The sequence below is a fragment of the Corynebacterium massiliense DSM 45435 genome, from assembly GCF_028609805.1.
GTDB lineage: Bacteria > Actinomycetota > Actinomycetes > Mycobacteriales > Mycobacteriaceae > Corynebacterium > Corynebacterium massiliense.
The window spans coordinates 528,657-552,208 of the sequence record NZ_CP063189.1 but is presented as its reverse complement, the minus strand read 5'-3'; the positions used below and the strand labels follow the sequence as shown (position 1 = coordinate 552,208).

Sequence of the window (23,552 nt, the reverse complement as noted above, 5' to 3'; positions counted from 1 at the left end):
GGATTGCGCGCCTAGTTCGCTGACTGCGGGGCGGGATCGGGGTCTTGCGCCGCGGGCTCGTGCTCGTTTTCCGCGTCCACCCCTGCCGCCCGGGCCCGGCGGGCACGCAGCGCTCCGCGGACGGTGGCGGCGACGCCGATTGCCCCGACGAGAAGCTTCGCGGCGGTGAGCCAGCCGGCGGAGATATCCACATCCGCGAGCTGCTCGACACCGCCAGCGACGCGGTCGATGTTGAGCACCACGATGGCGGTGCCCACCAGCCCGCCGAGAAGCACCGGGTTGATGCGCGAGATGAGCCAGGCGGCGATGGGCGCGGCGATGGCGCCGCCCACCAGGAGGGCCACCACCCACGAAAAATGCGTGACGATGTCGTCCCAGAGTCCGACGACAAAACCGGCCGTCGCTCCGAAGGAGACGAGGAACTCCGCGGTGTTGACCGTGCCGACGATGCGCCGCGGTTCCTCCCGCCCGACGGCCATCAGGGTCGACGTCGTCACCGGGCCCCATCCCCCGCCGCCGGAGGCGTCGACGAAACCGCCGAGTGATCCCAGCGCGACCAAAAACGGGGTCGAGTGCGCACGGGCGGTGTGATCGCGGCGGACCCGCCCGCGCGAAAAACGCCACACCAGGTTGCAGCCCACCGCAACGAGGATGGCGGAAGTGACGGGCGCGGCGGCTTCCATCGAGATGCGGGACAACACCGTCGCGGCCACGCAGGCGGCAATCCCGCCGGGCAGACCGAGGGTTAACACCACGCGCCAGTCGACGTTGCCGAACCGCCAGTGGCTCATGCCGGACACGACGGTCGTGCCCAGTTCCGCGGTGTGCACGACTGCCGATGCCTGCGCCGGCCCCAACCCCGCGAGCAACAGGATGGTGGTCGAGGTGACGCCGAAGCCCATGCCGATGCCACCATCGACAAGCTGGGCAGCCAGACCCGCCAGCGCAACAAGAATGAGCTCAAGCATTAGCCCTGCCTTTCGCTAGTGGGCATCGCGGCTGAAGGCGTAGTCGCCAGCGCCGCGGCGGTGTCAGCGTAGCGCTGGGCCACGACATCCGCCAGCGCTTCCCGCAGCGGCGGGAGCACCACGATCCGGTCGTGCACCGTGTCGCCGGCCTCCGCATCGCCGCCCTCGCGGACGGCTTGGGAGAGCCGATCGAGCAGGAGACCGGCGGTGACAAACAGCGGGATAACCACCACTCGTTCGCCGGGCTGGCACGCCCGCGCGGCGTCGAACACGGCCTTCACCCCGCCGCGGGTGGCAAAGGCCGCGGTAGCCGGCACGCCAAGGCGACGCCCGACGCGCTGGGCAAACTCGCCGACTGCCTCATTCGCGCCAGGGGTGGCGGATCCGACCGCGTAGACCACGACGCGCAGCCGCTGACCGCTATCGGTGTAAGCGGACCGCCGCACGTGGCGGGCGAGGCACTCTTCCACATCGGCGCCGAGGCCCAGCCCCGGCGCGCGAAGCAGCGTCAGGCCGGAGGCCGCATGTGCTGCGTCCAGCTCCGCGGGAACGTCGACCCGTTGATGGTAGCCGTTGCTAAACAGCAAAGGCACGACGATGGCCGCGCGGTGGCCGCGTTCGGCGAGGGCAATGGCGGCATCGCCAAGCGTCGGCTCGTTGAACTCCAGGTGCGCCGCGGCGAAATCACCACTCCCAAACCCCTGGGCCTGCGCAGCCGTCTGTGTGAGCGCCTCGATGCCGCGGGCGGCGGCGGGGTGGCGCGAGCCGTGGGAGAGGGTGAGAAGGCTAGGCCGTGCCAGGTGTGCCAGGCTCATCGCTTTTCCTTGCTTCGTCTTCCCCAGCCGCGCTTTGGCCCGGCTCCACGGCCGTGGAATGCTCGCGCTTGCGCAAAGACTCCTGCAACGCCTCATTGGTCGAGTGCGCCGGCAGGGGCGCGGAATCCAGCTCATCCTGGCCGAAGAAACGCACGCTGAAGACGCGGAGGCACTCCTGGCAGGACCACGCGAAGTCGTCTTCCTCGTTGGGAAACAGCTGCGTGCCGCTGCAGTACGGGCAGAACTGCGGGTGGTTGCGGTTGGGGTTGGGGGTGCGCCGGAACTTCATTTCAGCAACTCCTCGTCTGCGTGCAGGACCCAGTCGCGGAAGGACTCGCCGGAGGCGCGGTCGTCCTTGTAGTTGGACACCACGCGCACGACGTAGTCGGCCACCTCGTCGCCGCGCACCTTGTGGGCGCGTACCTTGCGGCCAAAACCGGGGTCGATGCCCAAGGCGCCGCCCAGGTGCACCTGGAATCCTTCCAGGCGGTTGCCGTCGTCGTCCGTGATGGTTTGCCCCTTGAACCCGATGTCGGAGACCTGCGTGCGCGCGCAGGAGTTCGGGCAGCCGTTCAACGTGATGTTCAGCGGGACGTCGAGATCGCCCAGGGCGTCTTCCAATTCATCGACCAGCTTGATGGCCGTCGCTTTCGTGGTGGTGTGCGCGAGTTTGCAGAACTCTAGGCCGGTGCACGACATGACGCCGCGGCGGAACTCCGACGGGTTGGAATACAGCCCCGTCTCGTCCAGGGCGTTGCGCAACGGCTCGAGCTGCTCTTCCTCCACATCGAGGAAAACCAGTTCCTTGTACGGGGTGGTGCGGATGCGCTCGATGCCGAATTTTTCGGCCACGTCCGCAATGGCGATGAGCTGCTCGCCGGTCGCGTGCCCCACCGTCGGCTTCACGCCCAGGTAGTACTTGCCGTCCTTTTGCTTGTGGGTGCCCAGGTGATCGCGGCTGCCCGGGTTAATCCGGGTCGGTTCGTTATCCACCAGCGGCGCGTCCAGGTACTCGGTTTCGAGCACCTCGCGGAACTTGTCGATGCCCCACTGCGCCACGATGAACTTCAACCGCGCGCGGTTGCGCAGGCGGCGAAAGCCGTAGTCGCGGAAGATGCCGGCCACACCAGCCCATACCTCGGGCACGCGCTCGAGCGGGATCCACGCCCCTAGCGATTGCGCGAGCATCGGATTGGTAGAAAGGCCCCCGCCCACGAAGCAGTCGAAGCCCGGTCCGTACTCCGGGTGGTTCGCGCCGATGAAAGAGACGTCCTGGATCTCGTGGGTGACGTCCTGGCGGGCGTTGCCGGAAATTGCGGTCTTGAACTTGCGCGGCAGGTTCTGGAACTCCTCGCGGAGGATGAGGTCCTGCTTGATCTTGTCGATGGCCCACGTGCCGTCGATAATTTCGTCCTCGGCCACGCCCGCCACGGGAGAGCCCAGGATGACGCGGGCGACGTCGCCGCAGCCGTTCAGCGTGGACAGCCCGACGCCCTCGAGCTTGTCCCAGATAGCCGGTACGTCCTCGATCTGGATCCAGTGCAGCTGTACGTTCTGCCGGTCCGTGAAGTCCGCCGTCGAGCGCGCATAATCGCGGGAGACCTCCCCCACCGCGCGCAACTGCCGCGGCGTGACGCGCCCGCCGTCGAAGCGGATGCGCATCATAAAGTAGTTGTCCTGCAGTTCCGTGTTGGACAGCTTGGCGGTCAGCTCGCCGCCTAAGTTCTGGTTGCGCTGGGTGTACAGTCCCAGCCACTTAAAGCGCGGCGCCAGGTCGTCGGCGGGGATGGAGGAAAAGCCCTCCTTGGAGTAGATGTCGATAACGCGCTGCCGGGCGGCCATGCCCGGATCTTCCTGCTTGACCTCTTCGTCGTGGTTCAGCGGGGTTCGGCCATCGATCTTCCACTGCCCCTCCGGCTTTTTCTTCCGCGCTCGGGTTCCGGTTCGAACAGCCATGACAACGCCTTTCCGCCTTGAGGGTACGAGTAATCTACGTTGCACCAAACGTATCCACACCGTGCGGTCTACACAATCTAGACCGCTTGGTCTTTATGGGCGTGCGGGCTCAGCCCGCCCTACTGACTGCGGGAATGCCGCGTCGCACAAACAGAAAGGCTGCGAATTAAAATTGTGCGGTCCTGGAAGGACGCACTTTATGGGCGCGCCCCGCGCAGGTGCGCTGGGGCTACCCCGGCGGCGCCTACGTGCGGATGATGCCCAGCACCTCGTCGACGATGCGGTCCACTTCGTCCTTGGTCTCCGCCTCGGCGTTGAGGCGCAGCAGCGGCTCGGTGTTGGACGGACGCAGGTTGAACCAGGCCTTGGAGTCCCGCAGTTCCACGGTGACGCCATCCAGCTTGTCGATGTCCGCCCGATCCGCGAACGCCTCCACCACCGCGTCCATGGAGGCCTGCTGGTCGTCCACGGTGGAGTTGATCTCGCCGGACGCCGCGTAGCGCGAGTAATCCTGCATCAGCTCGCTGAGCGGCTTGTCGGAGGTGCCCAGCGCCGCCATCACGTGCATCGCAGCCAGCATGCCCGAGTCGGCGTTCCAGAACTCCTGGAAGTAGTAGTGCGCCGAGTGCTCGCCGCCGAAGACGGCCTTCTGCTTGGCCATCTCCGCTTTGATGAAGGAGTGGCCGACGCGGGTGCGTACTGCCTTCCCGCCGTGCTCTTCGATGATCTCCGGCACGGTGTGGGAGGTAATCAGGTTGTGGATGATGGCCGAGCCTGGGAACTTCTCCAGGTAGCGCTCTGCCACCAGCGCGCAGATGGCCGACGGGGATACCGGCTCGCCCTTCTCGTCGACGACGAAACACCGATCCGCATCGCCATCGAAGGCAAGGCCGATGTCCGCCTTCTGCTCGGCGACGAACTTCTGCAGATCCACGAGGTTCTTTGGATCCAGCGGGTTTGCCTCGTGGTTCGGGAAGGTGCCGTCGAGTTCGAAGTACAGCTCGCGGATATCCAGCGGCAGGTTTCCAAGTACCTCCGGGACAGTGTGGCCACCCATGCCGTTGGCGGCGTCCACCGCGACGGTCAGCGGGCGAACGTCTGAGAGATCCACCAAGTCATTGAGGAACTTCGCGTAGTCTTCCAGAACATCGCAGCGGTTGTTGGCCCCCGGCTCGTTGCTGCTGTCCGGCACGCCATCGAGAAGCATCTGCTTGATCTCCCCCAGGCCGGTGTCCTGCCCCACCGGCCGAGCCCCGGAGCGGCACAGCTTGATGCCGTTGTACTTAGCCGGGTTGTGTGAGGCGGTGAACATCGCGCCGGCGCAGTCGCGGTCGCCGGAGGCGAAGTACAGCTCATCGGTGGAGGTCAGCCCCAGGTGGAGCACGTCCAGCCCCTGGGAGCGAACGCCCTTGGCAAAGGCGACGGCCAAATCCGGCGAGGACGGGCGCATGTCGTGGCCGACGACCACGCGGTGCTCGCCTTCTTGCCCCACGATGTGGGCGAAGGCCGCTCCGACATCCTGCACAAAGTCTTCGTCGATATCCTCGCCCACGACGCCTCGCACGTCGTAGGCCTTCACGACTGAATCAATCTGTTCACGGGTGCGCATAGCTCCACACTGTACTGTGCTTTCGCCCGCTACGCGCTGCAACGCCGGAGGCGTTTTACTGTGAATCCCCTTGGTTTTCTTCGTCCGGGACAACGCTCAAGTGTGCCCGGCGGTGCGCACGCATATCGGCCACTCGGCGTGACCGGAACACCGGGTGGTTTGAGCGCGACGGGTCGGCTCCGTCGAAGGTCGGAGCATACGAAATCGGATCGTCGCCCGAGCCGACAGACGAGTCATCGACCAGCCCCGTGGTCACCCGGCCGCCCTCGCGGACGGCCTCGGCCAGCGCCATCAGTTCCTCGTCGCCGTCTTCTTCAATTTCGATGTGGTCGACACGGACCAACTCCCAGCCGCGGGGCGCGGTGATGCGCTCGGAATGCGCCTCGCACAGATCCCAGCTGTGCGGGTTTTCCTCCGTGACCAATGGGCCGACGACCGCGGTCTGTTCGGAATAGGCGTACGTCAACGTGGCCACAGCCGGGCGGCTGCAGCCGGGGCGGGAGCAACGACGAAACTCATTCACGCCGAATAAGTCTAAACCCTCAGTTGATGTTTTCCGGTCTGCTGTCTCGGCGCGCCACACCAGGAACGGCGCCGTGCAGGCCGTAACATGACCCACCGTGACCACGCAGCGTACCCACCTCCGCCCCTTCCACGACCGCCGTGGGCGCGGTGTGCGCGGGCCGCTGCTTCCACCGCAGACACCGCGCTTTCGCACCCGGCGGGAGGAATTCGACGCGGCCGTCCTGGAGGCCTACAGCCCGATCCAGAACGCCTTCACCCAGGAGCTGTCGGGACTCGACTTGGCTGTCGATACCGTGCCGCGCATGCGGTTGCGCGCAGACTTGACCATCCTGCCGGACGAAATCGTCGCCGACGGCCCCGTCCCCCTCGGGCGAATCCTGCCGGCCGGCGTCAATGCCGAGGGCAACCCGACGCGCGCCCGCCTGGTCATTTTCCGCATGCCTATTCAGACGCGGTGCGCTACCCCGGATGAGCAGGCCAATCTGTTAAGCACCGTGCTCACCGCGCTGGTGGCGAACTATCTCAACGTGGAGCCGCAGGATATCGATCCGCGGTTTAGCTGGGAATAAGATACCGGCTGCCAGCCGGATTGGTGACCGATCAAAAAGGCGGCGGTGTTATTCAACCGCCTGCACACAATCACCCTCGGGCTGGAGAAATCTCTACCGCCTAGCCGATCTCACGCTTGAGGCGCCGGCGTTCGCGATCCGACAGCCCGCCCCAGATGCCGAAGCGCTCGTCATGCTCGAGCGCGTACTCCAGACATTCGTCGCGGACAGGGCACGCCTGGCAAATCCGCTTCGCCTCACGGGTCGAGCCACCCTTTTCCGGGAAGAATGCCTCCGGGTCAGTCTGCGCGCAGAGGGCCTGATCCTGCCACTCTTGCTCGACCGCCCCAAACAGCTCGTCTAGAGATAACTCCGCCGCGGCACCGCCACGGAGAATGGCGTTATTTGCCATGTCTTCCACGCCGAACCCTTTCTCCGTAGTGTCAATTCCTCAAAGTGCCAGCTTCCCCGCGCCGCCAGTGAGTGACGGCTTGGCCGCGGGGTTGTTTCTTACACTGATGTCATTTCACACCGGAGCACTAAATATCGTCAACCTAGAAAGAACGGTTCTGGGAGAAAAACTGCGAAAACCCACGCCATTAATCCCATTAGTCACATCAACCACACGCCACTGATCGCGGGGGTGGGAGCCGGGGGTACTACATATAGGTGTGGGGAGGATCTCCACTCACAAGCGCGCAGCTGACGGCGCTGCCGCGCAAGTAAGGGGATCCTTTTTGGCGTGGGATACCGTTTACGCGTCGGAGGAAAAGCGCACGCCCGCGTCCGGGATGTCCACCCCGGGGAACACGCGCATGCCGTCCTTCAGCTCACAGCGCGCGCCCACGTGCGCGCCCTCGCCGATGACGCAATCGGTGATATGCGCGTTGGCGCCGATGTGCGCTCCGGACGCGATGATGGAGTTGGTGATGACTGCGCCCGGTTCGACGGTCACGCCATCGAACACGACGGTCCCCTCCAGGCGGGAGCCGGCCCCAATTTCGCAGCCGCGGCCTACGGACGTGCCGGAGAACAGGAGGACCCCACCGGCGATACCAGCCGACTCGTCCACGATGGACTCACCAGTTCGCCCCTCGAGCAGCGGCGAGTAAGCAATGCCGCGGACGAGATCCGACGAGCCGCGCACAAAGTCCTCCGGCCGGCCCATGTCGCGCCAGTAGGCGTTGTCCACGTGGCCGATGACCTTCTTGCCGGCGGCCAGGACCGACGGGAACGTCTCGCGCTCGACGGAAACCATACGCCCTGCGGGGATGGTCTCAATAAGGGACTTGTCAAAGACGTAGCAGCCCGCGTTGATCTGGTTCGTCGGCGGATCTTCGGTCTTTTCCAAAAAGGCAGTAACGCGCCCCTCCTCATCGGTGGGCACGCAGCCGAACGCGCGCGGATCCGCGACCTTGAGCAGGTGCATGGTCAGATCGGCTTCCTTCTTGCGGTGCGTTTCCAGGATGCCGTGAAGATCCATGCCGGACAGGACGTCACCGTTGAACACCATGGCGGTGTCGTGGTGCAGATGATCGAGAACGTTGCGGATGCCGCCGCCGGTGCCGAGCGCCTCTTCCTCGACGACGTACTCGATGTCCAGACCGAGATCAGAGCCGTCACCGAAGTATTCCTCGAAGACCTCGGCCTTGAAGGAGGTGGACAACACGACGTGCTGGATGCCCGCGGCCTTAATGCGCGCGAGCAGGTGCTGCAGGAAGGGGAAGTTTGCAGTCGGCAGCATCGGCTTCGGCGTGCCAATGGTCAGCGGGCGCAAACGCGTTCCACGGCCGCCGACCAAAATAACCGCGTCGACAGACGCACCGAGCGATTCCCGCCCGTCCAGATCGGTACGGGAGGTGTCCTGTTCAACCATCAAAAGTCCTTGTACATCTTCCTGTAGACGACGAAAAGTCCGAGCAGGCCGTCAGCATGCCACGGCGCCACCGCACTTCTTAAGCAGAGATTGTAAAAGCCACCCCGGACAAAACCGGGCTACGACATTTCAACGGCGTGGCGCAAAAAGGCCACACCGCATCGCCTCCCTACCGCGAACCGGCGAGGCGCTCGAGCACGAGTCGCGCCTTGAGCCCGGCACGCAGCGCCCATCGCAGGGGTGCCTGCCACCACTTTGGGTGGCGATCGGCTTGGAAGCGGTAGGCCGATGCGTGGTGCGCCTTCAGCATCGGGCCGGCGTGCGCTTTGGTGGAGTGCCCCTGGGCGTGGGAAATACGGGCCGCCGGGCAATACACGTTGGTGTACCCGGCGCGCTGCAGGCGATCGCCGAGGTCGACGTCTTCGAGGTACATGAAGTAGCGCTCATCAAAGCCGCCGATAGCCGCGAATGCGTCCCATCGCAGGAGCAGGCACGATCCGGACAGCCAGCCGGCGGTGCGCTCGGTGTCCATGTCCTCTCCCCGGCGGTACCGGGCCGTCCACGGGTTCTGCGGCCACAGGCGCGAAAACACCGCGTGCCCAATACCGTCCCGCAGCGTGGGCACCTCCCGCGCGGAGGGATAGGTAGATCCGTCCGGCTCGACAATGCGGGGGCCTGCCGCCGCCGCTTCCGGGTGGCGCTCCAGACAATCGATGAGCGCGTCAATACTTCCTGGCGTGAACTCGACATCGGGATTGCTCAGCAGAAGATAGTCCGCGCCCACCTCGCCGCGATTGCGCGCCGCGCGGAGGTAGCGCTCCCCGGCATTCATCCCGCCGCCGTAGCCGACGTTGCCGCCAGTAGGAAGGAGCGTCACGCCGGGGCGTTTACCCGCGCGCTCGGGGACGCCGTCGCGCGAGCCGTTATCGGCCAACACGGTGAGCGTCTCCCTGTCGGTGGCGGCAGCCAGCGAGGTGAGGAACCTATCCAGGTACGCACCCGGTGAGTACGTCACGGTCACCACCGCGAGCGGCAACGCATGTTCGCGGGACGTAGATTCATTCAGTGGGCTCACGGTCTGTAGAGACTAGACCCGTACAACGGGCGGGATACCGACCGACACATCGCACCCGCTCCCCACGCTGGTTGGTGCTTAGACTAGGGCTGGTGCGCGATCTGACTTAAGATAAACAGATCGCATTGTCGTCCTCGTTGTTCTTGCCCGTCTACGACCTACTGGAAGATCTCGCTCGTGAGCTTTGAAACCCCGCGCCGGGCCCGTGATATTCAGGCCGCCCCCTCCCGGTCCGTCGATCTCAAGCAAATCGGTTCTACCCCGGTGAAAGCCGTTCTGGCCATCTTGAGCGTCATCATCTTGACCGTGACGGGCGTCGCGTACGCGACCATCGGCCGCCTCGGCGGCGGGCTCTCGTCGGTCAACAACCTGGATCTCAACGACGAGGGGTTCTCCCAGGGCAACGCCCCAGACGGCGCGGTGGACATCCTCTTGGTGGGCAACGATTCGCGCACGGACGCTAAGGGCAATGAGCTGAGCAATGAGGAGCTGGAAAAGCTGCATGCCGGCTCCGACGAGGGCGAGTCCAACACCGACACCATCATGCTGATCCGCGTGCCTAACGATGGCTCGCGGGCCACCGCCGTATCCATCCCGCGCGATACTTATGTTCATGACGCGGACCTGGGCAACACGAAGATCAACGGCGTTTTCGCAGGCCACAAACAGGCCAAGGTGGACGAGCTGGAGGCCAGCGACTCTGGACTTACGAAAGACGAGATTGAAAAGAAAGGCATCGAGGCGGGCCGTAAGGCGCTGCTCGACCAGGTGCACTCCCTCACCGGCATCGACGTCGACCACTACGCCGAGGTGGGCCTGCTCGGCTTCGTCCTGCTCACCGAAGCCGTAGGCGGCGTGGACGTGTGCTTGAACGAGGACGTCAAGGACCCGATGTCTGGCGCGGACTTCAAAGCGGGCCCGCAGACGCTGCAGGGTGCCGATGCCCTCGCTTTCGTCCGCCAGCGTTACGGTCTGCCGCGCGGCGATCTCGACCGCATCACCCGCCAGCAGGCGTTCATGGCATCGCTCGTGTCCAAGGCACTGGCTACCAACACGCTGACGAACCCGAACAAGCTGCGCAAGATCTCCGCCGCGGTGGAGCGCTCTGTGGCCATCGACGAGAACTGGGACGTTACCCAGTTCGCCACCCAGCTGTCCGACCTGGCGGCCGGCAACGTCACCTTCAACACCATCCCGGTGACCTCCGTCGACGGCGTCGGCGACTACGGCGAATCCATCATCACCGTCGATCCGGACGAGGTCCACGAGTTCATGGAGGAACTCGCAGACCCGAAGGACAAGGCGGACGACGCCGACGGCAAGGGCAGCGAAGGTGCCGCAGCTGACGGCTCCGCGCTTGACGATGCCACGACGGTCGACGTCCTCAATGCCGGCACCCGCGAAGGCCTGGCCGGCGGGGTCGGCTCCTGGTTGAAGGACAACGGGGTCAAGGTCAACAAGACGTCCAATGCCCAGCCCGGGGTGTACACCTCCTCGCAGATCGTGACGGCCAACGCCGACGACGAACGCGCGCACAAGTTGTCGGAAAAGCTGGGCGGCATCCCCATCACGGTGAACGAAAACCTAGATGCGGATTCGCTCATCGTCGTCACCGCCGATGATTACGCGGGCCCGCTGGATGAATCCAAGACGAGCGATGCCGACGACAGCACCGCAACCGATTCAGACTCGGACGGTGCGGATTCTGACACCGACTCGGGCTCGAAGGCCCCGGTGGGCACCCCGGGTGGTGACTTTGGCGCGGCCGAGGTCTCCCCGGAGATTGATGCAGGTGGCAACGGCCCGCGGTGCGTGAACTAGAAAGCACATCACCGTAAGTTACACACCTCACATTCAGGCTTCACATACGATGTAGGTCACATCGGTTTGAAGCTACTACGTGAGGAGTGCTCCCCCATGCCCACTACCGATACTGACTCCGATACCGCACATCATTCCGCGCGTATCGATGCCGCGGACATCGATACCGGGAACATCGATACCGGGGACAACGACCGCAAGCCCGCTGGTTCCACCGCCACCTGGGTGATGACACTCTTCGGCACCGCGGTCGGCGCCGGCATCCTCTTCCTTCCCCTAGACGCCGGTAAGTACGGATTCATCCCCCTAGCATTCGCCACTGTCTTTATCTTGCCGCTGGTGTATTTCTCGCACCGCACATACGCGCGCATCGTCAGTGGCGCACCGAAGAAAGACCACGGCAAGGACGTCCTCGAACTCGTCACCAAGTACCTGGGCGATAAGAAGGGGCTCGTCGTCGCCATCTTCTACTGGCTTGGCATCTACCCCACCGTGCTGATTTACGGCGTGAGCATCACCAACGCGGTCAACAGCTTCATCGTCAATCAGCTCAACGGCCCGGAGGTTCCACGCCCCATCCTGGCCACGCTCTGCGTCGGGATCATGACCGGCGCATTCGCCTTCGGCCGGCGCCCCATGCTGTGGCTGGCGCAAATCTTGGTCTACCCGCTCATCATCGCCCTGGCGGCGGTGTCCGTCTACCTCATCCCCCGGTGGGATTTTCAGAGCTTCTTGCACTACGAGAGCAGCGCCCATGACTTCGGGGTCCTCCAGGGAATCCTGCTTATCCTGCCGGTTCTAGTGTTTTCCTTTAGCCACATGGCAGGCCTGTCCCAATTCTCCTTGGACATGCAGCCCACCTACGGCGACAAGACCGAAAAGCGCGTCTCCCGCACGGAGCTGTACACCGCCATTGCCTTGGTGTTTTTCACCATGTTTTTTGTCTGGTCCTGCGTTCTCGCACTCGGCGCGGACGGCATGGAGGAAGCCTCTGCCCAAAACGTTCCGGTGCTGTCCTACTTTGCCAACGTCACCGGCACGCCGTTCATGCAGTACATGACCCCGGTGCTCGTGATGTGCGCAATCATCACCTCCTACTTCGGCCACATGTTGGGCACTGAGGAGGGCACCGAATACCTGCTCAAGTCGGCGGCACCGCAGTGGACTGAGCGCCTCAACCCCACCGTGTTGAAGCACGGCATCTACGTCTTCGTCTTCGTCACGGTCACGCTCGTTGCCATCCTCAACCCGTCCATCATGGACCTCATCTCTGTCGTGGGCGGTATCTTCGTCGTGTTCCTCGTCTACTGGCTGCCGGTCTATATCTTCAAAACGGTGCCGGAATACAAGCGCTTTGGACGCGATCCGTGGAACTACTTCGTCGTCGGCATGGGTGTGCTTACCGCCGGTGTCACGGTGTGGAACCTGTTTCACTAACCGACCGGGCTCGACGCCTGGGCGTGGCCGGACTGCCGCAGCCTCTCTACTATGGGGCGCCATGCAGTTCCTGGCTCACCTGTTGCGCTCCGATCCGAATTGCCCGCGCCTGACCGTCTACAACGAATCAACGGGCGCGCGCATGGACTTTTCCGCACAGACGCTGGACAACTGGGTCGCCAAAATCTCCAATATGCTCGATGAAGAACTCGAGCTCGACGCCGGCGACGCCATCGCGATCGATCTTCCGGTCTCTTGGCAGGCGGCGGTCATCGCCCTGGGCGCCGCAGCCCGCGGAGTGGATTTCCACTTCCGCTCGGCCACTGCCACCCAGGACGAAGACCTCGACCCGACCACGTGCGCTGCAGTCTTCACGGAGCCGGATAAGTTCGGCGCCTACGCCGACGGCGGCGACATCGTCCTCGTGACCAATAACCCGTTCGGCCGCGGCGTGGAGGAAATCGGCCAGGAGCTTCCCGTCGGCGCCATCGATTTCGGCCCGACGGTGCGTTTCTTCCCCGACGCGTACGGCTCGCGCACGCCGGCGCTTCCCGATGTCTACCCCACCGAACAACCGGCAGAACGCGCTCTTTCCACGGGGTGGACCACCACGGACGAATTCGTGCGCACCGTCGTCGAACCACTGTCCGCGGGCGGATCCGCTGTCATCGTTGCTGGCCTTGTCGCTGCTGAGCGGCTGGATGAAATTGCTCGCAACGAAAAGGTGACCTCGCGGCTGTAATCGTCTATCCTTGGGCACCGTAAGGTTGTGTGGCGCTCGGTGTACCACCCCCCGAGTAGCCGAGCAGCCCCGCCTTACTTTCCGACTGCCCCGTCGCGCATCCCCCCGAAGCGCGGCGGGGCAGTTCCCTTTTGCCGCGGGCACCTCCACCGTCACCCACGTGGCGGCGCGCTATTAACAGTGCTTCGGCAGAAATTACACTTTCATCCAGCTTTTCACATGCAGAACTTCCGGCACTTCAGTTTTGCTGCCTCCCACTATCCCGGAACGTTGATCCGTACATATTTTCACTGACACGTAAACAAAATTGGGGAGCGTTTACCCCGCCCAATCCATGACTAACCCACCGTTTGTCAGACTTTTATGCCCTTCAATCTGGCGCGAAATGGGTCGAAAATACGCAGTTCACAGCAGGGTTCGTCGCCTCGGCCAAGACGGCGCCGACGCGTCAGGCTCACCCCCGAAATGACGCGCCGCCCGCCGTGCGTTCGGATCATCACGGGCAAGCACCCGCCCCAACCCCGGCTAATTACCCCCACAATAGGGTATTTTGACCCGATGACGTCGCTAGCGATTTCCGATCAAAAATCCGGCGTATGAGCCGAGAATTTCCGTTGTATTCGCAGGGCTACCGGCATACACGGCGACGGCCGGGCCGGGCCGGGCGGAGTCAACAACCGTTGCAGTTTTTCCTGTCTTTCAGCTTTAAACCCTTGCCACGTTCTGAGGATCCCCTTAGCCTACGAATATCGCATTCAGGTCAATGCGTTTGAACTTCACTAGCTGGTTTCCAAGGAGAGTAAGTCATGAATATTCGTCGCCGCGTTTCCGGCATCGCCGCCGGCGTCGCTCTGGCTGGCACTCTGTTCACCCCGCTCGCGGGCGCAGATACCCAGACCGAGTCCCACCCTGAGACCCCGACCACCAACCCGGATCTGCCGATCGTCCACACCTCCCACGGTTCGGACCACATCAAGGCAAACATCCTGAACCCGCACCCGGTCTGCAACTCCGCCGAGGACTTCCGCACGGTCGTCTACAAGGCCACCGACACCTTTGCCCCGGCTGGCACCATCTCCACCACTAACCAGACCGACAAGAGCATCAAGCTCCAGCAGGATCTGTCCAAGTCGCAGGAGATCAGCGTCTCCATCAGCGGTGACCGCACCGAGACCACCGGCTTCAACCTCGGTGGCGAGGGCTCCAAGAGCGGCCTGACCGGTTCCGCCGGCATCTCCCACGAGATCGCCAAGAAGATCAGCGGTTCCGCTTCCTACTCCCTGTCCTGGGAGGCTGGCCAGTCCATCGGACCGTACGACGTTCCGCCGAACCACACCGGTGAGGCCACCTACGGTTTCCGCGTTCTGAACATGACCGGCACCCAGCAGTACTGCAAGCCGAACGGCACCTGGTCCACCCCGACCTTCTGGTCCGCGCTGCAGCCGATCAAGAACGAAGTTCGCGTTAAGAACTACGACAAGCTGTCGGATTCCTACGCGCCGAACAAGAACGCCCAGACCACCACCGACGCGAAGAACCCGCAGGTTGGTCAGGAAGACAAGGATCCGGAGAAGGACGCCGAAGAGCTGAACTCCACCGAGTCCAACGAGGGCGATGCCCCGAAGGACAAGGTCGGCGACGAGATCGAGGGCGTCGAGGATCAGGATCTGGATTCCGACGGCAACAGCAAGGACAACTCCGACGTCAAGGAGTCCGAGGACGAGGGCGACAAGGAGTCCGACTCCAAGGAATCTGACAAGAAGGAGACCGAGGCTACCGCCGACGACGAGACCCAGAAGATCGGCGAGGACGAGGATTCCGACTCCGAGGACTCCGACAAGGTTGAGACCAACCAGGACGAGAACGCCGAGGAGAACCAGGGCCCGGACGTCGACTCCGAGCCGGCCGACACCGACGAGATCTCCGACGCGAAGGACCGCGACTCCGAGTCCGCCGAGGACCTCGACCTGAAGCCGTACCTGCAGACCTCCGGCATGAAGGCTGAGGGCTTCGCAGGCACCGTCGCCCTGCACGTTGAGAACGTGGGCAAGAAGCGCTACTACGGCGAGTACCCGGCAACCCAGTTCCGCGTCGACGTCAAGACCGACGAGGGCCCGGAGAAGGTTGACCGCCTCATCACCCCGCGTTCCTCCAACGGTGCGCACATCCGCGACCTGGGCTACGACTACGACAAGGGCGTTCGCTCCTTCGAGGTCACCCTGTCCAACCCGGTCAACCCAGGCGACAAGGCCCGCGTTGCAAACCTGGACTTCGGTGACGGCCTGACCAAGGAAGGCCGCATCAAGAACTACATCGAGGTCACCCAGACCAGCCGTCTCGATGGCGACAAGTCCAAGGACAACGACCAGAACGTTGACTCCCACGACAAAACCGTCACCGACTTCGGCAAGAAGCACAGCGGCCTGTTCTAAGGCCCGCTAGCTAGCTCCTCCCCTGTGAGGGGCTAAAGCTTCACCCGGTTTCCCGCCCGCTTTACAAGCGGAAAGGAAACCGGGTTATTTTTATGCAAAATTCGCCTTTTTGTGACGGCGATCATATAGCCTGGATCACACCCCTGACATCAAGCATGAGGAGTCATTCAGGCATGCAGGAAAAACTACACACACCCCACCCCGACGCGGAGGACACTCCGCTCCATAGCGGACGCTCGCAGGTCAGCCACAGCGCACAGGGCGGCCACGACCAAGGCAGCCACGGCCAAGGCGGCAAACGGGGCATGGACGCCATGTGGACCATCACCCTGTTTGGCACCGCGGTCGGCGCGGGCATTTTGTTCCTGCCCATTTCCGCCGGCAGCTTCGGATTCTGGCCGCTGCTCATAGCCACGGTCCTCATCGGGCCGATGACCTTCTGCGCGCACCGCGCCTTTTCCTGGATGATGAGCTCCTCCCGCCTCTCGGGAGAAGACGTGCTCGAGGTACTCACGGATTACTTCGGCAAAAGCTCCGGTGTCATTCTCGCCGTCATCTATTGGTTCACTTTCTTCCCCGTGGTTCTCATCTACGGCGTGAGCATCGTCAACACGGTCGACAGCTTCATCGTCAACCAACTCCACGGCCCAGAAATCCCCCGCGCAATCCTCGCCCCTGTACTGGTCGGACTTATGACCCTGGCGCTCGCCTTCGGGCACAAGATCATGCTGGCTATTGCCCAGTTCATCGTGTACCCGCTCATTTTCGCGCTCGCGGCGGTCTCGCTCTACCTCATCCCCCAGTGGGACCTGGGTTCTTTCATGGAGGCAGGAGACTCCAGCGCGGGCGGGCTAATCCGCTCGATGTTCCTCATCCTGCCGGTGCTTGTCTTTTCCTTCTCCTTCGTGGCGGCCCTGTCTCAGTTCTGCCTGGAAATGGAAAAGCACCACGGACCAGATCACCAGGAGCGCTCTACCCGCGTCATTGGCTGGACCACCCTGCTTCTGACCGTATTCACCATGTTCTTCGTCTGGTCGTGCGCTTTGGCGATGGGCGCAGACGGCATGGCGACCGCCAACGAGAACAACCTGCCGGTGCTGTCCTACTTCGCCAACGTCACCGGCACGCCGTTTATGGCCTACATGGCGCCGGTCGTGGTGGTTTGCGCCATCGCGTCGTCGTACTTCGGCCACGCGCTGGGCACGGTCGAAGGCACCCAGTACCTGTTCAACCTCGTTGCGCCCCGCGCTACGAAAAAGCTCAGTCCGCGCGCGCTCGACCTCTGGACCTACCTGTTCATCTTCATCTGCGCGAGCCTGGTGGGCATTTTCAACCCGTCGATCCTGGACATGATCACCCTGGTCGGCGGCATCTTCTTCGCGCTGATGACCTATCTGCTTCCCATGTACGCGGTCCACCGTATGGATGCACTGAAGAAGTACCGCGGTCGGCCGAGCAACTACTTCGTCATCGTCATGGGCTCCATCGTGCTGGTGGCCACCATTTGGTCCCTGTTCGTATAATCCGCCCCCACACACTAAAACCCGGTCGGAGGTTGGCCCTCTGACCGGGTTCTTGACGTGGAAAGCCTTCGTTCGGGTTCTTAACGTGGAAAGCCTTCGTTCGGGTTCTTGACGTGGAAAGCCTCCTGAGGGCTTTCCACGTTAAGGCTTGGCGATGTAGTGCACTTCCACGTACTCGTGGATGCCCTCCGGGCCGCCTTCGCGGCCAAAGCCGGAGAACTTTACGCCACCGAAGGGCGCAGCGGCATCGGAAATGCCCGCGCGGTTGATACCCACCATGCCGGCGTCGAGGTGGCGGGCGAAGTACTCGGACGTCTCGAAGTCCTTTGAGAACGCGTAAGCGGCCAGACCGAACTCGGTGTCGTTGGCCTTGCGCACGGCCTCCTCGACATCCGAATAGGTCGTGATGGTCGCCACCGGGCCGAAGATCTCCTGGCGGAGGATGTCGGCGTCGTCCGGGATGTCGGTGATGACCGTCGCCGGGTAGAAGTAGCCCTCGCCCTCAATCGGCGCGCCGCCGGTGCGGATGGTGGCGCCGGCGTCGCGGGCGGCATCGACAAGCTCGGCGATCTGGTCGCGCTGCTTGGCGGAGACCAACGGGCCCTGCGTGGTGCCCTCAGCAAGACCGTGGCCACGGGTGTAGGACTCCATCATCTCCACCATGCGGTCAGCGAACTCGGCGGCGATGTCCTCGTGGACGATGAAGCGGTTCGCGGCGATGCACACCTCGCCGCCGCCGCGCATCTTCGCCGTCTTCGCACCCTCAATGACCTCGTCAAGGTCGGCGTCGCGGTGCACGATATACGGCGCGTTGCCGCCCAGCTCCATCGAAGTACGCTGCAGGTTCTCGGCGGACTGTTCCACCAGCTTCTTGCCCACGGCCGTCGAACCGGTGAACGTCACCTTGCGCAGGCGGGGATCCGCCATGAGCTCGCGGGAGAGATCGGTGGACGACTGCGACGGGACGATCGAAATGACCCCGGACGGGACGTCGTACTCCTTGAGCACGTCGGTGGCGATCTGCCCGAACAGCAACATCGTCAGCGGGCTTTCCTTCGCCGGCTTGACGATGATGGGGCAGCCCGCCGCCAGCGCCGGACCAATCTTGCGGGTCGGCATAGCGAGCGGAAAGTTCCACGGGGTGATTGCCAGTGCCGGGCCGACCGGGCGCAGCGACGTGGTAATCGAGCCATTGCCCGCCGGGGACGCGTAGTGGTTGCCGTACATACGCACGGCCTCCTCGCCGAACCAGCGCAGGTAGTCCGCACCGTAGGTGACTTCTGCCTTGGCGTCGGCGTAGGTCTTGCCCATCTCCAGGGTCATGAGGGTGGCAAAGTCATCGGCCCGGTCCATGACGCGGTCGAAGATCTCGCGCAGGATGTCGGCGCGGGTCCGGGGCGCAACGGCAGCCCATTCGTCGCGGACGGCATCGGCAAGCTCGAGTGCGCGCATCCAGTCCGCCGACTGGGCGTCGGCCACCTTGGCGATGACCTCCCCCGTGGCCGGATCCTCAACCTCGAATGTGCCGTTACCCGTGGCCGGGGTGTCCTCGTGGCCCAGGCGAATGCCGGTGGGGACCCCGTCCAAGAGGTGGGTGACCTCCGAGTAATCGAACGTAGCCATTGCTAACTCCTTCCGTATGTGCGTGTCCTCCTTTCTACACTGCCGCAGTCCAGCCCCGCTCCCGCCCGCCGCGGCGGGAAATGCGTATCGTCGGCACCACGCGACGGGCACGCATGGAAGAGACATGCGCGCCGTACCCAAACGCGTAATAGATAAGGAGTACGTGTGATGAATAACCTCAACGATCCCCGCACTCTCTACCCGTCCATCGAACCGCGCCGCCAGGTTCAGGAAGAGCCAGGGCTGGATACCCACATGGATCCGGTTCCGGACATCGGCCTGGATACCTACGAAGGTTCCGGCAAGCTCAAGGGCCGCCGGGCGCTGGTGACCGGTGGTGACTCCGGCATCGGCGCGGCCGCGGCCATCGCCTACGCCCGCGAGGGTGCCGACGTTGCCATCGCCTACCTCCCCGCCGAGGAAGAAGATGCGCAGCGCGTGATCAAGGCCATCGAGGACGCCGGCCAGAAGGCGCTGGCCCTGCCCGGTGACCTGGCCGAGCGCAAGCAGTGCGAGAAGATCGTCGAAGAGACCGTGAAGGCCTTCGGTGGTCTCGACATCCTGGTCAACAACGCCTCCCGCCAGATCTGGCAGGAAAACCTGGAAGACATCTCGGACGAGCAGTTCGACCGCACGATGAAGACCAACATCTATGGCTCCTTCCGCGTGACCAAAGCCGCGCTGAAGTACCTGGAGGCGGGTTCGTCCATTATTTTCACCTCCTCCATCCAGGCCTACGACCCGACCGAGACGCTCATGGATTACGCCATCACCAAGGCCGCGCTGAACAACTTCAGCAAGGGCCTGGCCCAGTCGCTCGGGCCGCGCGGCATCCGCGTCAACGCCGTGGCACCCGGCCCAGTGTGGACCGCTCTGCAGCCCAGCCACGGCCAGCCGCAGGAAAAGATCGAGAAGTTCGGCAAGGACACCCCGCTGGGCCGCGCTGGTCAGCCGGCGGAACTTGCCGCGGCGTACGTCCTGCTGGCCTCGGACGACGGCTCCTTCATCTCGGGCGAGACCCTCGGTATCGCCGGCGGCCGCCCGACGCCGTAAGTGGCCAAGCGCACTCGCTGGGGCCTTAAGCTCACCTGAACCTGCGGTCTAAGATGCTGTTATGCATCAAGACTCCAGTGATTCAAGGGAGCATCCCCTCATCCTGGCGATCACGGCGTGTCCCACCGGGATCGCCCACACATATATGGCGGCGGAAAACCTGCAGGCCGCCGCGGACAAGCTCGGCTACGAACTCAAGACCGAGACGCACGGGTCCATTGGCGTGGAGGGGACGTTCACCGACGACGACATTGCACGCGCGGCGGGTGTGGTGGTGGCGGCGGACACCGTCATCGACAAGCACCGCTTCGCCGGCAAACGGCTCGTGGCCACCGGGGTGGACGCGGCCATCGACACGCCCGATACCCTGCTTGAGCAGGCGCTGAGCTCCCCCGAGTGGCACGAGGACGCCCACTCCGCGCACGCCGATGACGACAGTCCCGCGCTGGGCGCGCCCAGCGCGAGCGGCGTGGGCTCTAACCTGTACAAGGCGCTGATGAACGGCGTCAGCCACATGATCCCATTCGTGGTCACCGGTGGTCTCCTCCTCGCGGTCTCGCTATCCATTGGCGGGCAACCCACCCCGGAGGGCCTGGCCATCCCGGAGGATTCCTTCTGGTTCACCATCTCGCAGCTGGGCCAGTTGGCATTCTCCCTGATGGTGCCGGTTCTGTCGGGCTACATCGCGATGGGTATCGCGGACCGACCGGGGCTCGCCCCCGGAGTGATGACGGGGCTTATCGCCACCACCGGATCCCTGTACGGATCGGAGGCGGGCGCCGGCTTTATCGGCGGCATCGTCACCGGCATTCTGTCTGGCTATGTGGCGCTGGCGATCAAAAAGATTCCGGTGCACAAGTACATCCAGCCGATCTGGCCCATCATCGTCATCCCGATCGTCACCACGCTCGTCGTGGGACTGGCCTTCGTCCTCCTCATCGGCGCGCCGCTGTCGTCCCTGTTCGGTCTGCTCACCCACTGGCTGTCCGGGATGGAAGGCGCGTCCACCATCGCATTGGGCGCGGTCATCGGCGCGATGATCGCGTTCGACATGGGCGGGCCGTTTAACAAGACGGCGTTCCTCTTCGGCGGCGGCATGATCGCGGCCGGCAACGCGGGCCCGATGGGCATGGCCGCCACCGCGATTGCGGTTCCCCCACTGGCAGTGGGCGTGGCCACGCTTGTGCGGCGCGGCTGGTTCACCAAGGCCGAAAACGACTCCGGCATTGCCGCGCTGTTCATGGGCTTTTTCGGCATCACGGAGGGTGCCATCCCGCTCGCCGCGGCGCGCCCCTTCCAGGTCATTCCCGCGAACGTCATCGGCGGCGCGGTCTCCGGCGCGCTGGCCGGCCTGTTCATGGTGGAAGACAACGTCATGCACGGCGGGCCCATCGTCGCCGTCCTCGGTGCCGTGGACCACGTGGGCGGGTACTTCCTCGCGCTGGCCGCCGGCGTGGCGGTCACGGCCCTGCTCATCGTCGTGCTCGTCGGCGCGTCCCGGCGGAAAGACCTAGCCACAACCGCAGCCGCGGCTGGTACAAAGAAGGCAGCAGCCGATGCGGATGCGGATGCGGCCGCAGATTCAAGCGCGCATGCAGGGGCCGACAGCCAGCTGCTGCCCGAGGACGCGATTCTGTTGGACGCGGAGTTTGAGTCCCGGGACGCGGCCATCGAAGCATTGAGTGCTGCCGCGGTCCGCGTCGGGCGCGTCAGCAATGCGCGGGAGCTTGCCAGCGCGGCGCTTGACCGCGAGGCGCAGCATTCGACGGGCGTGGGCCACGGGGTGGCCATCCCGCACGCCCGGTCGGCCGCGGTGACCGCCCCGGTGCTGTGTTTCGCACGCGTGGCCGAGCCCGGCATCGAATGGGCGGCGGGTGAAGACCCGACGCGCCTGGTCTTCCTCATCGCGGTGCCCGAAGACGCCGGCAAAAAACATCTCAAGCTGCTGTCCACACTGGCGCGATCGCTGATGAAAGATACGTTCCGCTCCGAGCTCTACGCGGCGCGCACCCGCGCAGAGGTCAGCGACGTCGTGCGGGGTGTACTAACCACAAAGAAGAAGGCGGCGGCGCAGGCGAGCTAGTTTGCATATTATCGCTATGCACGTATAACTTTGAGCTCATGTCGAAGTCCGAGTCCGCTGCCGAGCACTCTTCCGCGCTCACCGATCCCGCCACCAGCGCCCCCGGCGCCGCGTCCGGTACCACCACCGACGCGGTGCCGGTTTCTGCGTCGGGCGGGGCATCGGCAAGCACGGGCGCCGGAGTCGGTGCTGATACCGACTCCGCAACGGGCACGAGCAAGGCCAGCGGCTCCACGGCAACGTGGGCTATCACCCTGTTTGGCACCGCGGTCGGCGCGGGCGTGTTGTTCCTGCCCATCGACGCCGGCGCCTTCGGCTTTTGGCCACTTTTGGCCGGCACCCTATTAATCGCGCCGATCTGCTTCTACTCGCACCGGATGTACTCGCGCATCGTCAGTGCGTCGTCGGTGCACGGCGAGAACCTCTTGGAGCGCGTCACCAACATCATGGGCCGGCCCTTCGGCCTGGCTCTGGGGTTTTGTTACTGGATGGGCTCCTACCCCACGGTGCTGATTTATGCGATCTCGGCGACGAACACGCTCGATAGTTTCTTAAGCAACCAGGTGGGCGTGGACGTGCCGCGCAACGCCATCGCCATCGGCTCGGTCTTGCTGCTCACCGGGGCGTACGCACTGGGGCGGCGGCCGATGTTGTGGCTGGCCAACCTGATGATTTACCCGCTCATCGCCACGCTGTTTATCACCTCGGTCTACCTCATCCCGCGCTGGGATTTCTCCAGCTTCTACCACTACGCCGACTTCGGCCTGTGGGACTTTGTGAAGGCGACCTTCCTCATCCTGCCGGTGCTGATGTTTTCCTTGAGCCACGACGCGGCCCTGTCGCAGTTCTCGCTCGACATGCAGCGCGCGCACGGCAAGAACGCGGAAAAGCAGGTCACCAAGACCGAGCGTTACGCGACCGTCTTGCTCGTCGTCTTCGTCATGTTCTTCGTGTGGTCGTGCGTGCTGGCGCTCGGTGCCGACGGCATGCACGACGCCGAGGCGCAAAACATTCCGGTCCTGTCCTACTTTGCCAACGTCACCAACACCCCGTTCATGTCGGTGATGACCCCGGTCATCGCGCTGTGCGCGGTGTGCTCGTCCTACTTCGGGTTCATGCTCGGCTCGGAGGAGAGCACGCAGTACCTGTTCAAGACGGCCGCGCCCAAGACCGCGGAGCGCATGGGCGCGAAGAAGCTGAACTGGGCGACCTACCTGTTTGTCATCGTCACGGCGTCGGCGGCGGCGATTATTAACCCGTCGATCCTGGACCTCATCTCCATCGTGGGCGGCATCTTCGTGGCCACCACGGTGTTCATCTCCCCGATGTTCGTCTACCAAAAGCACAAGGACTACGCGAAGTACCGCCACCTGCCGTCGAACTACTTCGTTTTCGCCTGCGGCATCGCGCTCATCATCACCACGCTCATCGATCTCTTCGGCTAACTGGCCGCGACCTGGCTTATA

Annotated in this window: 19 protein-coding genes; 9 read left to right on the top strand and 10 right to left on the bottom strand. The window is 64.0% G+C overall.

Annotated features, from left to right (window positions below; all coding sequences use genetic code 11):
• Nucleotides 1-11: 11 nt before the first annotated feature.
• The 6 genes from CMASS_RS02660 to CMASS_RS02635 form a co-directional block, all read right to left on the bottom strand.
• On the bottom strand, nucleotides 12-968 hold the full coding sequence (locus tag CMASS_RS02660; protein ID WP_022862585.1) for a sulfite exporter TauE/SafE family protein: 957 nt from the start codon (nucleotides 966-968) through the stop codon (nucleotides 12-14).
• Nucleotides 968-1,783, bottom strand: coding sequence for a sirohydrochlorin chelatase (locus CMASS_RS02655; RefSeq protein ID WP_022862586.1), 816 nt, complete (start codon nucleotides 1,781-1,783; stop codon nucleotides 968-970). Before CMASS_RS02655 ends, CMASS_RS02660 begins: the two co-directional genes overlap by 1 nt.
• Entirely contained in the window at nucleotides 1,755-2,072 is a 318-nt protein-coding gene (locus CMASS_RS02650; RefSeq protein WP_022862587.1) for a hypothetical protein, read from the bottom strand. Before CMASS_RS02650 ends, CMASS_RS02655 begins: the two co-directional genes overlap by 29 nt.
• The gene (locus CMASS_RS02645; RefSeq protein ID WP_022862588.1) at nucleotides 2,069-3,739 is read right to left on the bottom strand and encodes a nitrite/sulfite reductase; all 1,671 of its coding nucleotides are present in this window, start codon (nucleotides 3,737-3,739) and stop codon (nucleotides 2,069-2,071) included. The genes CMASS_RS02650 and CMASS_RS02645 overlap by 4 nt, the downstream gene beginning before the upstream one ends.
• Before the next feature lie 244 nt (nucleotides 3,740-3,983).
• On the bottom strand, nucleotides 3,984-5,348 hold the full coding sequence (locus tag CMASS_RS02640) for a phosphomannomutase/phosphoglucomutase (protein ID WP_022862589.1): 1,365 nt from the start codon (nucleotides 5,346-5,348) through the stop codon (nucleotides 3,984-3,986).
• A 55-nt stretch (nucleotides 5,349-5,403) separates the two neighbouring features.
• Entirely contained in the window at nucleotides 5,404-5,871 is a 468-nt protein-coding gene (locus tag CMASS_RS02635) for a DUF3499 domain-containing protein (protein WP_084684375.1), read from the bottom strand.
• Nucleotides 5,872-5,968: 97 nt separating this feature from the next.
• Here CMASS_RS02635 and CMASS_RS02630 point away from each other — a divergent pair, with 97 nt between their 5' ends.
• A complete protein-coding gene (locus CMASS_RS02630; RefSeq protein ID WP_022862591.1) occupies nucleotides 5,969-6,442 on the top strand; it encodes a metallopeptidase family protein in 474 nt (157 codons plus the stop codon).
• Between the two features lie 100 nt (nucleotides 6,443-6,542).
• On the opposite strand, the gene CMASS_RS02625 is transcribed toward CMASS_RS02630, so the two are convergent.
• From CMASS_RS02625 to CMASS_RS02615, 3 genes are all read right to left on the bottom strand, one after another.
• Nucleotides 6,543-6,842, bottom strand: coding sequence for a WhiB family transcriptional regulator (locus CMASS_RS02625; protein WP_027018565.1), 300 nt, complete (start codon nucleotides 6,840-6,842; stop codon nucleotides 6,543-6,545).
• A gap of 333 nt (nucleotides 6,843-7,175) precedes the next feature.
• Nucleotides 7,176-8,297 (bottom strand): mannose-1-phosphate guanylyltransferase, encoded by a 1,122-nt coding sequence (gene manB, locus CMASS_RS02620; RefSeq protein WP_022862592.1) that lies wholly within the window; start codon nucleotides 8,295-8,297, stop codon nucleotides 7,176-7,178.
• Nucleotides 8,298-8,466: 169 nt separating this feature from the next.
• A complete protein-coding gene (locus tag CMASS_RS02615; RefSeq protein ID WP_027018567.1) occupies nucleotides 8,467-9,363 on the bottom strand; it encodes a glycosyltransferase family 2 protein in 897 nt (298 codons plus the stop codon).
• 186 nt (nucleotides 9,364-9,549) lie between these two features.
• Between CMASS_RS02615 and CMASS_RS02610 the strand changes: the two genes are divergently transcribed.
• The 5 genes from CMASS_RS02610 to CMASS_RS02590 all read left to right on the top strand — a co-directional run bounded on the left by CMASS_RS02610 (nucleotide 9,550) and on the right by CMASS_RS02590 (nucleotide 17,327).
• Nucleotides 9,550-11,193, top strand: a complete 1,644-nt coding sequence (locus tag CMASS_RS02610) for an LCP family protein (protein ID WP_022862594.1) — start codon at nucleotides 9,550-9,552, stop codon at nucleotides 11,191-11,193.
• 96 nt (nucleotides 11,194-11,289) lie between these two features.
• Nucleotides 11,290-12,630: an amino acid permease gene (locus CMASS_RS02605; RefSeq protein WP_022862595.1), complete on the top strand. Its 1,341-nt coding sequence runs from the start codon at nucleotides 11,290-11,292 to the stop codon at nucleotides 12,628-12,630.
• A gap of 61 nt (nucleotides 12,631-12,691) precedes the next feature.
• Complete coding sequence (locus CMASS_RS02600) at nucleotides 12,692-13,372, top strand: TIGR03089 family protein (protein WP_022862596.1); 681 nt, start codon at nucleotides 12,692-12,694, stop codon at nucleotides 13,370-13,372.
• An 806-nt stretch (nucleotides 13,373-14,178) separates the two neighbouring features.
• Nucleotides 14,179-15,804 (top strand): midas domain-containing protein, encoded by a 1,626-nt coding sequence (locus tag CMASS_RS02595; RefSeq protein WP_022862597.1) that lies wholly within the window; start codon nucleotides 14,179-14,181, stop codon nucleotides 15,802-15,804.
• Nucleotides 15,805-16,109: 305 nt separating this feature from the next.
• A complete protein-coding gene (locus tag CMASS_RS02590; protein ID WP_022862598.1) occupies nucleotides 16,110-17,327 on the top strand; it encodes an amino acid permease in 1,218 nt (405 codons plus the stop codon).
• A 141-nt stretch (nucleotides 17,328-17,468) separates the two neighbouring features.
• Here the strand turns inward: CMASS_RS02590 and CMASS_RS02585 are convergent, their stop codons facing one another.
• On the bottom strand, nucleotides 17,469-18,950 hold the full coding sequence (locus CMASS_RS02585) for an NAD-dependent succinate-semialdehyde dehydrogenase (RefSeq protein ID WP_022862599.1): 1,482 nt from the start codon (nucleotides 18,948-18,950) through the stop codon (nucleotides 17,469-17,471).
• 165 nt (nucleotides 18,951-19,115) lie between these two features.
• On the opposite strand from CMASS_RS02585, the gene CMASS_RS02580 reads away from it, so the two are divergent.
• The 3 genes from CMASS_RS02580 (at nucleotide 19,116) to CMASS_RS02570 (ending at nucleotide 23,531) form a co-directional block, all read left to right on the top strand.
• The gene (locus tag CMASS_RS02580) at nucleotides 19,116-20,003 is read left to right on the top strand and encodes a glucose 1-dehydrogenase (protein ID WP_027018570.1); all 888 of its coding nucleotides are present in this window, start codon (nucleotides 19,116-19,118) and stop codon (nucleotides 20,001-20,003) included.
• Between the two features lie 61 nt (nucleotides 20,004-20,064).
• Nucleotides 20,065-22,086, top strand: a complete 2,022-nt coding sequence (locus CMASS_RS02575; protein ID WP_022862601.1) for a fructose-specific PTS transporter subunit EIIC — start codon at nucleotides 20,065-20,067, stop codon at nucleotides 22,084-22,086.
• Nucleotides 22,087-22,124: 38 nt separating this feature from the next.
• On the top strand, nucleotides 22,125-23,531 hold the full coding sequence (locus tag CMASS_RS02570) for an aromatic amino acid transport family protein (protein ID WP_022862602.1): 1,407 nt from the start codon (nucleotides 22,125-22,127) through the stop codon (nucleotides 23,529-23,531).
• Nucleotides 23,532-23,552: the final 21 nt, after the last annotated feature.